The sequence below is a fragment of the Arthrobacter sp. NPDC080086 genome, assembly GCF_040702285.1.
Genome location: NZ_JBFBKP010000130.1, coordinates 1 through 6,227 on the forward strand (window position 1 = coordinate 1; position 6,227 = coordinate 6,227).

Consider the following 6,227-nt stretch of genomic DNA (forward strand, 5'->3'; position numbering starts at 1 on the left):
GGCCAGCTGCCGGATGGACGAGCCGGCGGCGCGGCGCAGGGCCTCCTCGCCCAGGGCGGTGCCGGGCGTGACCTTGCCGACGCCGGCGAGGACCAGGACCGGGGCTCCGGCCTCGGGCAGGCCGGGCAGGCGGTGTGCCTGGTCGGCGGCACCGGTGACGCCGAGGGCGGCCAGCGAGTCGGCGAGGGCCTCGGCGGCCTTGGCGGTCAACGGGTTCTCCAGCAGGACGGGGCCGTCGGTGCCCTGTCCGACGCCCACGACGAGGGCATCGGAGGGGGACTTCTTCACGTCTCCGGCGACGGCGCTCAGTTTGACTTCGGTATTCTTGACCACCAGGACAGTCCTCAATTCTCTGTGCTTCGTAAGCAGGGACTGCATGTTTGGCGCCCTGCCATGGGACCCGGGCCACCGGGAACGACGTACGTCCCGCCGGCATCACCCGCGCCGGCCCTCAGGCCAGCTTCGATCGTAGTCTCTTGCCGCGGCCGGAACCGCATTTTCTGAGACGTGGCCCACAGTAAGGGGCAGGAATTAGCCCGGCACCCGGGACGTTGGACCTGACAAAGGGACAGAATGCCGCGGCGACGCGGGCACTGCGCCCAAGGCATTGCAGCCCCGCCGGGCGCCCGCTGTGCCCGGCAGACGGCCCCGCTTGGGCCGCATGGAGGAAAGGAATACGTGATGGAACGGATAACAGGTTCCCTGCTGGATCCGGCAACGCTGTACGTCCGTGACGACGCGCTGTTCCACAGCCCCGAATTGAGGGGCCTTGATCTGCTGATGGGCTTCACCGGCTTCGCCGATGCCGGCCACGTGGTCCGGCAGATCACCACGGAACTGGTCGACAACCTCGACACGGAGCTGGTGGCGGAGTTCGACGCCGATCAGCTGATGGACTACCGGTCCCGCCGCCCGCAGATCAGCTTCGTCGAGGACCACCTTCAGGACTACCAGGTTCCGCGGCTGTCCCTGTACCGGTTGCGCGACGGGCTGGGCAAACCCTTCCTCCTCCTCGCCGGGTTCGAACCGGACCTGCAGTGGGAGCGGTTCGCGCGCGCCGTCGTCGGCATCGTGGAGGAACTCGACGTCAACCTCACCGCCTGGATCCACTCCATCCCGATGCCGGTGCCGCACACCCGCCCGGTCGGCGTCACGGTCCACGGCAACCGCCCGGACCTGATCGAGGGCATCTCCGTCTGGAAGCCCACCGTTGAGGTTCCCGCGGCCATCGGCCACATCCTGGAGCTGCGCCTCGAAGCCGCCCACCGGGACGTGGCCGGCTACGTCATCCACGTCCCGCACTACCTGGCCGAGGCCGAATATCCGAACGCCGCCGTCGCCGGCCTGGAATACCTCGGCGCCGCGACAGCGCTGATGCTCCCCACCGACCGGCTCCGCGAGGCGGGCCGGGAGGTCGGCCGCCAGATCGCCGAACAGATCGAGGCCTCCGAAGACGTCCAGCAGGTGGTGTCCCGGCTCGAGACCCGTTACGACGAGAAGGCCGAGGGCACGGTCCGCCGCTCGCTGCTGGCCGACGAGAACGACCAGCTGCCCAACGCCGACGACCTCGGGGCCGCCGTTGAGGCCTACCTGGCCCGTAAAGAACCCGGAGAATAAATAATCTTTATCCGTCGCGGGGGCATAATGGGGGAGTGACGTACCCCCGTGCCTGGCTCATCTGGATCATCGGGGTTTTCGCCTACCTCGTTGCCGTGAGCCAGCGCACCTCCTTCGGGGTCGTCGGCCTCGAAGCCACCGCCCGCTTCCACGCCAGCGCGGCCGAGATCTCCTTCTTCACCGTCCTGCAGCTGCTGGTCTACGCGGCGTTGCAGATCCCCGTGGGCATCCTGGTGGACCGGTTCGGGTCCCGGGCCATGCTCGCCGGCGGCGCCCTGCTGATGGGACTGGGCCAGCTCCAGCTCGCCTTCGCCGACAACATCCCCGGCGGCGTGCTGGGCCGCGTCCTGGTGGGTGCGGGGGATGCGATGACGTTTGTCTCCGTGATCCGGCTCATCCCGCTTTGGTTTGCCGCCTCCCGGGTTCCGCTGCTGACCCAGCTCACCGGCATGTCCGGCCAGCTCGGCCAGCTCTTTTCCGTGGTGCCCTTCGCCTTGATCCTGCATTCCGCCGGCTGGACGCCCGCCTTCCTGACCCTCGCCGGCATGTCCGGGCTCGCCCTGGTCCTGACCGTGGTGCTGCTCCAGGACCTGCCGCCCGGGCACCCCGCTCCGGCTCCGGCCCAGGGGTTGCGCGCAACGGGGGTGTCGCTCGGCGACGCCTGGCGGCAGCCAGGAACCCGGCTGGGCCTCTGGAGCCACTTCACCGTGCAGTTCAGCGGCACCGTCTTCGCGATGACGTGGGGCTACCCCTTCCTGATTTCCGCGCAGGGGCTGAACGCCGGGACGGTGTCCGCGCTGATGGCCCTCTATGTCGCCGCCGCGATCGTGGCCGGTCCGTTGATGGGGAGCTTCGTCGCGCGGCACCCGCTGCGCCGTTCCACCATGGTGCTGCTGATCTCCGGGGCCACCGCCGCCGCGTGGGCCGCGGTCCTGCTGCAGCCCGGGCGGTCGCCGCTGTGGCTGCTGGCCGTCCTGGTGGTGGTGCTGGCCGTCGGCGGCCCGGGCTCCATGATCGGCTTCGACTTCGCCCGTACCTTCAACCCGGCCCACCGGATCGGGACGGCCACCGGCATCGTGAACGTGGGTGGTTTCATCGCCGCGCTGCTGGCCATCTTCCTGATCGGGCTGGCCCTCGACTTCCAGCACGGGGCGGGGCTCTCGCCCGGCGGCCTCTACAGCCTGGACGCCTTCCGCGTGGCGCTCTGCGTGCATTTCATCCTGCTGGGCGGCGGCGCGACGGCGATCCTCATCATCCGCCGCAAGGTCCGCCGGCAGATGGCCGCACAGGGCGTCGTGGTCCCGCCGCTGCGGGACGCGATCGCCCGGCAGCGACGCGTCGTGGCCGAACGACGGCGCGACGGCGGCACCGTCAGCTAGTTCCGGGGCGCTCCTTCCTGCTGCTTATCCACATAGCGTTGCCGACCTGCTGACCGCGTGCGGTGCCCGGGGCGAAGCTGACGGCATGACAGCTCCCGATCACCTGACAATTTCCGGTCCCGCCGACGTTCTCGGTTTCATCCCGCACTCACTGGGCTATTGGCCGGTCAGCAGCGTGGTGGCGATGACCATGCAGGGAAAGCGCCTCGGCGCCACCCTCAGGGTCGACCTTCCCGGCCCCGGCCGATTCGACCGGGCACATCTGCGGGCCTTCGCCGGGTCTGTTGCCGGCTACCTTGTGGCGGACCGGGACGCCGACGGCTCTCTCCTGGCCCTCTTCACCGCGCCGCCCGCGGAGGGCGACGGCGCCGAACCCGGCCCCGTCAGCCACCCGGCGCCGCCGCAGCAGTCCGTGGACCGGCTGCTCCGGGAATTGGAGACCGCGCTGGCCTCCGCGGGGCTGCCGGTCCGGGACGCCTGGATCGTGGGGGAGCGGTACTGGCGGAACGCCCACTGCTCGGACCCGGACTGCTGCGCACCACCGGGCCGGCCCATCGAGGAGATCCGCGACAGCGTCCTCAGCGCCGAGATGGTGTTCCGCGGCAGCCGGGTGGGTGCGGCGCCGGGCTCCGCCGGTCCTGCCGGGTCGCCCGGATTGTCCGGGCCGGCGGGAATGGGCGGTTCGGCGGATCACAGCCGGCCGGGCCGGGACCCGGCCGGAGTGCCCGCGGTTGAGCGGGGCTTCCTCGACGGGTTCGGCACGCGCTGGCGGGACCGGCGGCAGTTCGAGGCGGTCCTCGACGTCTGGGAACACGTCCTCGAGGGGCCACCGGCAGCACCTGATCGGGATCCCGCGCCAAGCAGTGCTGCAGCCCAAACTGCGGGCGGGATGCCGGATGATCTGGCCGGCTACCTTCGGGCCACCCTGTGCGTGGCGTCCTGGCGGGATGCGGTGCTGGTCCTGGCCGCGGCCGGACGGCGGGCGGCCGTCGCCGGAGCGGAGGACTTCGGCCTGCTGGACGAAGGGCCGGGCGCCGACCCCCTGCTGCCGGACGGAATGACCCGGCCCGCAAACATAACCCCGCCCGGAAACGCCCCGGCGGGAAGCCCCGGACCGGCCGCGCGGACCCTTCCGCCCCCGCCGGGGTACGGGGAGGTCCTCCTCGGCCTGGAGCCCGTCACTCCGGACTGGCGGCGGCTGTCGCGACTGGACGCTGTGCTGGATGTTCTCTCCACCTGCGGCGCCGGGGAGTCCCGGGCCGCAGCCCTCACCAGCCGCGGCTGGATCGAGTGGTGCCGGGGCCGCGGCTCCTACGCCGCGGCACTTTACGGCGCGGCCGCCGCCGAGTACCCGGGGTACCGGCTCGCGGAGCTGCTGGGAGAGCTGGCCCGGCGCGGAACCCTCTGCGGCTGGGCGGCCAGGAAGGAGTCGGCCTGGCAGAAATTCGACCCGGACGCCGCCTAGCCCGGACGCCGGACGGGCCCCTGATTCGGAAAAGCATGAGACAATGAAGGTCGAGACCCGGTTGGGTCCGTGTATCTGGTGTGTGTAGCGAACCTTGGAAACAGGGAACATTACGGTCGCTCCGGCAGTTCTACCTAGTGGCTCTGCTGGTCCCGATTTCACCTGATGGAAAACACGGACTTGACAGGGTCATAGTGGTGTTGCCCGTATGGCGATTCCACAGACCACCGCTAGAAAGGTTTTCTGTGACCCCGTCTTCCCAGAAGAAGGACCCCGCCGACCAGGCCGTCTTGTCCCCCGAGGAGAAGAAGGCGGCGGCGAATGCCAAGCGCGCCGCCACCCGTGCAGCGAACAAGGCTGCCAAAGATGCGGCCGCCGCCGCGGGCGACGACTCCGCCGCCGACGCCAAGCCTGCGCCCAAGAAGCGCGGCCCCAAGCCCGGCGCGAAGGCCGCCGCCGAGGCCGCCAACAAGTCCCAGGACGAGGATATTGACGAAGTTGAGGTCGACGAGGACCTCGACGACGTCACGCCCGACGCCACCGAACTGACCGAGGAGGGCGAGGAGGCGGCCGGCAAGACTGCCGCAGCCCCTACCGGATCCGGCTTCGTCTACTCCGACGCGGATGACGACGACGCCCCGGTCCAGCAGGTCATGTCCGCCGGCGCCACCGCCGACCCCGTCAAGGACTACCTCAAGCAGATCGGTAAGGTCGCCCTGCTGAACGCCGAGCAGGAAGTCGACCTCGCGCTCCGCATCGAGGCCGGCCTGTTCGCGGAGGAGAAGCTCGCCGCGGACGACGGATCCATGGATCCGAAGCTCAAGCGCGAACTCGAATACATCATCCACGACGGCAAGCGCGCCAAGAACCACCTGCTGGAGGCCAACCTCCGCCTCGTGGTCTCCCTGGCCAAGCGCTACACCGGCCGCGGCATGCTCTTCCTGGACCTGATCCAGGAAGGCAACCTGGGCCTCATCCGCGCTGTCGAGAAGTTCGACTACACCAAGGGCTTCAAGTTCTCCACCTACGCCACCTGGTGGATCCGCCAGGCCATCACCCGCGCCATGGCGGATCAGGCCCGCACCATCCGAATCCCGGTGCACATGGTCGAGGTCATCAACAAGCTTGCCCGTGTCCAGCGCCAGATGCTGCAGGACCTGGGCCGCGAACCCACGCCGGAAGAGCTGGCCCTCGAGTTGGACATGACCCCGGAAAAGGTCGTCGAGGTCCAGAAGTACGGCCGCGAACCCATCTCGCTGCACACCCCGCTGGGTGAGGATGGCGACTCGGAGTTCGGCGACCTGATCGAGGACTCCGAGGCCGTCGTCCCCGCCGATGCGGTGAGCTTCACCCTGCTGCAGGAACAGCTGCACTCGGTGCTCGACACCCTCTCCGAGCGCGAGGCTGGCGTCGTCGCCATGCGCTTCGGCCTGACCGACGGCCAGCCGAAGACTTTAGACGAAATCGGCAAGGTCTACGGCGTGACCCGCGAACGCATCCGCCAGATCGAATCCAAGACCATGTCCAAGCTGCGCCACCCGTCGCGGTCGCAGGTCCTCCGGGACTACCTGGACTAAGTCCCAGCATCACCGCCGGCACTGCCGGCACACCTCAGCGGGGCCGTGTCCCGCCCGGGCCCACCAGGGCCGGGCAAGGGCGGCCCCGCTGTCGTATACCCCGCCGTCGCATGCGCCGGGTGGCGCCGGCCTTCCCGGTCGGCGTTGCCGGGATATCAGCGCCGCAGGTTGAAACGACGAAGGGCCCCT

The 6,227-nt window shown here is 69.8% G+C and carries 5 protein-coding genes; 4 read left to right on the forward strand and 1 reads right to left on the reverse strand.

Annotated elements, in window-relative coordinates; genetic code table 11:
* A partial coding sequence (locus AB0305_RS22265; RefSeq protein ID WP_366174069.1) for a M17 family peptidase N-terminal domain-containing protein occupies nt 1-333 on the reverse strand: 333 nt, incomplete at its 3' end.
* 345 nt (nt 334-678) lie between these two features.
* Between AB0305_RS22265 and AB0305_RS22270 the strand changes: the two genes are divergently transcribed.
* From AB0305_RS22270 to AB0305_RS22285, 4 genes are all read left to right on the forward strand, one after another.
* Nucleotides 679-1,617, forward strand: coding sequence for a PAC2 family protein (locus AB0305_RS22270; protein WP_364137785.1), 939 nt, complete (start codon nt 679-681; stop codon nt 1,615-1,617).
* Nucleotides 1,618-1,652: 35 nt separating this feature from the next.
* Complete coding sequence (locus AB0305_RS22275) at nt 1,653-2,996, forward strand: MFS transporter (protein ID WP_364137783.1); 1,344 nt, start codon at nt 1,653-1,655, stop codon at nt 2,994-2,996.
* Nucleotides 2,997-3,081: 85 nt separating this feature from the next.
* Nucleotides 3,082-4,461: a DUF4192 family protein gene (locus AB0305_RS22280; RefSeq protein WP_364137781.1), complete on the forward strand. Its 1,380-nt coding sequence runs from the start codon at nt 3,082-3,084 to the stop codon at nt 4,459-4,461.
* Between the two features lie 245 nt (nt 4,462-4,706).
* Complete coding sequence (locus AB0305_RS22285; protein WP_290258141.1) at nt 4,707-6,038, forward strand: RNA polymerase sigma factor; 1,332 nt, start codon at nt 4,707-4,709, stop codon at nt 6,036-6,038.
* The last annotated feature ends 189 nt before the right edge of the window (nt 6,039-6,227 follow it).